The sequence below is a fragment of the Aeromonas sp. HMWF015 genome (assembly GCF_963878965.1).
Taxonomy (GTDB): Bacteria; Pseudomonadota; Gammaproteobacteria; order Enterobacterales; family Aeromonadaceae; genus Aeromonas; species Aeromonas veronii.
The window spans coordinates 1-3,277 of record NZ_CAWNZT010000255.1 but is presented as its reverse complement, the minus strand read 5'-3'; the positions used below and the strand labels follow the sequence as shown (position 1 = coordinate 3,277).

2 protein-coding genes are annotated in these 3,277 nt (G+C 57.6%); both read left to right on the top strand.

What is annotated here, in order from left to right; translation table 11 throughout:
• Positions 1 to 1,540: putative transporter (locus AACS18_RS13450; protein ID WP_108614374.1), on the top strand; the 1,540-nt coding region annotated here is incomplete at its 5' end.
• 231 nt (positions 1,541 to 1,771) lie between these two features.
• A partial coding sequence (locus tag AACS18_RS13445) for a retention module-containing protein (protein WP_258228934.1) occupies positions 1,772 to 3,277 on the top strand: 1,506 nt, incomplete at its 3' end.

Here is a 3,277-nt window from a genome sequence, read left to right as displayed (position 1 = left end):
CATCGTGGGTCACTTTGCTGGAGTGTCAAATCTGGCGCTTGATGAGCAAACACTCCATTTTATTCAAGAATTTGGCCTGATCTTGTTTGTCTATACCATCGGTATCCAGGTCGGACCCGGTTTCTTCTCGTCATTGCGCAGTTCGGGTCTCAAACTCAACGCCTTTGCCGCTCTGCTGGTCATCCTTGGCTGCGTGGTGGCCGCTGGCTTGCATCAATTTTTCGATGTGCCGTTGCCGGTCATTCTGGGGGTCTTCTCCGGTGCCGTCACCAATACGCCATCTCTCGGTGCGGGCCAGCAGATCCTGGCCGAGCTGGGCGCCGCGCCCGGTTCTACCGGTTTGATGGGGATGGGCTATGCGGTTGCCTATCCGTTTGGTATCTGTGGCATTTTGCTCACCATGTGGCTGGTCAGGGTCTTCTTTCGCATCAAGATCGACGATGAAGCCGCCCAGTTCGAGCTACAAACCGGTAAAACCAAGGAGAGCTTGCAGACCATCAACATCGCGGTGCGCAACCCCAACATGCACGGCCTGATGCTGAGCGAGATCCCGAGTCTCGACGAGTCCGATGTCATCTGTTCACGGCTCAAGCGTGGCGACGAGCTGATGGTGCCACGGCCGGAATCCCGTATCGAACTGGGTGACTTGCTGCACCTGGTGGGTGAGCGTCACGCGCTGCACAAGGTGTTGCTGGTGTTAGGGGAGGAGGTGGAGACCTCGCTCTCGACTCGTGGTACCGATCTGCGCGTCGAGCGGGTGGTGGTGACCAACGAGCAGGTTCTTGGCAAGAAGATCCGCGACCTGGATATCAAACAACGCTATGACGTGGTGATCTCCCGTCTCAACCGGGCTGGCATCGAACTGGTGCCGACCAGTCAGACCAGCCTGCAGTTTGGTGACATCCTCAACCTGGTGGGGCGCCTCGATGCCATCGAAGCGGTGACCAATGTGGTCGGCAACGTGCAGCAAAAGCTGCAGCAGGTGCAGATGTTGCCGGTATTTATCGGGATTGGCCTCGGCGTATTGCTCGGCTCCATCCCCTTCTATCTGCCCGGTTTCCCGGCCGCCCTCAAGCTGGGTCTGGCGGGCGGGCCGTTGGTGGTGGCGCTGATCCTGTCGCGGATTGGCAGCATCGGCAAGCTCTACTGGTTCATGCCCCCCAGTGCCAACCTGGCGCTGCGGGAGATCGGTATCGTGCTGTTTCTGGCGGTGGTCGGATTCAAGTCCGGTGCAGGTTTCGTTGATACCCTGATCAACGGTGATGGCCCAGCCTGGATGCTCTACGGCATGGCGATCACCCTGATCCCGCTGCTGGTGGTCGGTGTGCTGGCGCGCCTCTACGGCAAGATGAATTATCTGACCCTGTGCGGCTTGCTGGCCGGCTCCATGACAGACCCTCCCGCGCTGGCCTTTGCCAACGCCATGCACCCGACCAGTGGCGCCAGTGCGCTCTCATACGCCACTGTCTACCCGCTGGTGATGTTTCTGCGGATCATCTCGCCACAGCTGCTGGCTATCATCCTCTGGGCGGGAGCCTAGGGTTAATCCTGACGGGAGCATGCCTTGTCATGCTCCCATCATCATTCTGTAATCTATTGATAATTTTGGTTTTTACCATTCTCGCAACCTCGTTTTACACACTTCTGTCTGGCTGAACAGTTCAGCCTCAAATCGGTCTATCCTTTCGAATTTTCGAGCTGGTTATTTTTTCCCTCAGTCTGCAAAGTAGGCTGTGGCTTATTGCATTCAAATCAGGATTCAGGAGAGAACATGATTACCAATGCCGTTACCTTGGAACAGGGCGTAACCGTAACCCAACTCAAAGGACAAATTTATCTGGTTGCCGCAGATGGCAGCCGGAAGCTGTTGGCTGAAGGTGATGTGCTGCCTAAAGGGGCGGTGATCATGTCGCCGGATGGCGCCAGTTTCATGGGCGGCGGACAGTCGTTCAATGTGCAACCGGCCAGCGAGCAGAGTGAGCCTGCCGAAGAGGGAGATGCCCCCCAGCTGGCGCAAAACGGCGCTGCTGGTACTCCTGATGATATCAATGCCTTGCAACAGGCGATCTTGGGTGGCGCGGACCCGACCCAGGCCTTTGAAGCCTCTGCCGCAGGCGGTGCACCTGCTGCCGGTGGTGGCGGTATTGGGGGCGTCGCCGGTGCCAGTGGCAACGGCGGTTTTGTCACCATAGACCGTACTGGTTCCGCAACCATTGCTGAAGCCACCTTCGATACCACCTACAACGCCAATGGTGAGCCACCGTTGGGTGCTGCTGGCGAAGATGATCCTCTTTTTACCTCCGCCAACCTTGTCTTGAGTGCAGATGCAGAGGTGAATGAAGGTGGGTTTATCACCTTTACTGCGACATTAGATGAACCTGTTTTTGGTTCTGACTTGGTTATTCAGCTGTCAAATGGTGCAGTGATCACCATTCCCGTCGGCCAGAGTTCCGGTTCAGTCACTGTTGCTGCTCCAGCAGACAGCCCTTATGTCGACCCGTCAACGATCACCGTTTCGATTACCGGTACTCAGGGCGGTGGTTTCAACCAGATTATCACTGGACCTTCAACGACTACCCAGATTAACGACACTGTCGACACCACCACGGTGACCTTGGGCGCCCCGGCGCAAGTCAACGAAGGGGGCCAAATCACCTACAGCGCCAGCGTCAATAACGCCCCGCAAAGCGATCTGGTGCTGACCCTGTCCAACGGCGCCAGCATCACCATCAAGGCGGGCGAGCTGAACGGCAGCGTGACGGTCGATGCCCCGATCGACGATGTGTACCAAGATGGCAGCAGCCTGACGGTGAGCATCACCGGCAGCCAGGGTGGCAACTACGAACAGTTGGATACCAGTAGCACGGTGACCACCGACGTGGTCGACACTGTCGACACTACCACCGTGACCCTGAGCTCGGCCACCAACGGCCAGATCGTGACCGAGGGCGGCAGCATTGTTTACACCGCAAGTGTCAGCAACCCGGTGACCGGCAGCCCGCTGACCGTGACCCTCTCCAACGGGGTGGTGATCACCATTCCGGTGGGCAGCAGCAGTGCCAACAGCGAACCGGTACCGGTTCGTGGAGATGACATTTATCAGCAAGGTGAAGAGTCGCTGAGAGTCACTATCGACAAGACCAGTGGTGGCAATTACGAGAGCGTTGTTACCACTGGCACCATCACCAATACAGTGGTTGATGATCAGGATGCACCGACCTTGACCCTGACCGGCGATGCCAATGTGGTCGAGGGGGGCAAGGCGAGCTACACCCTG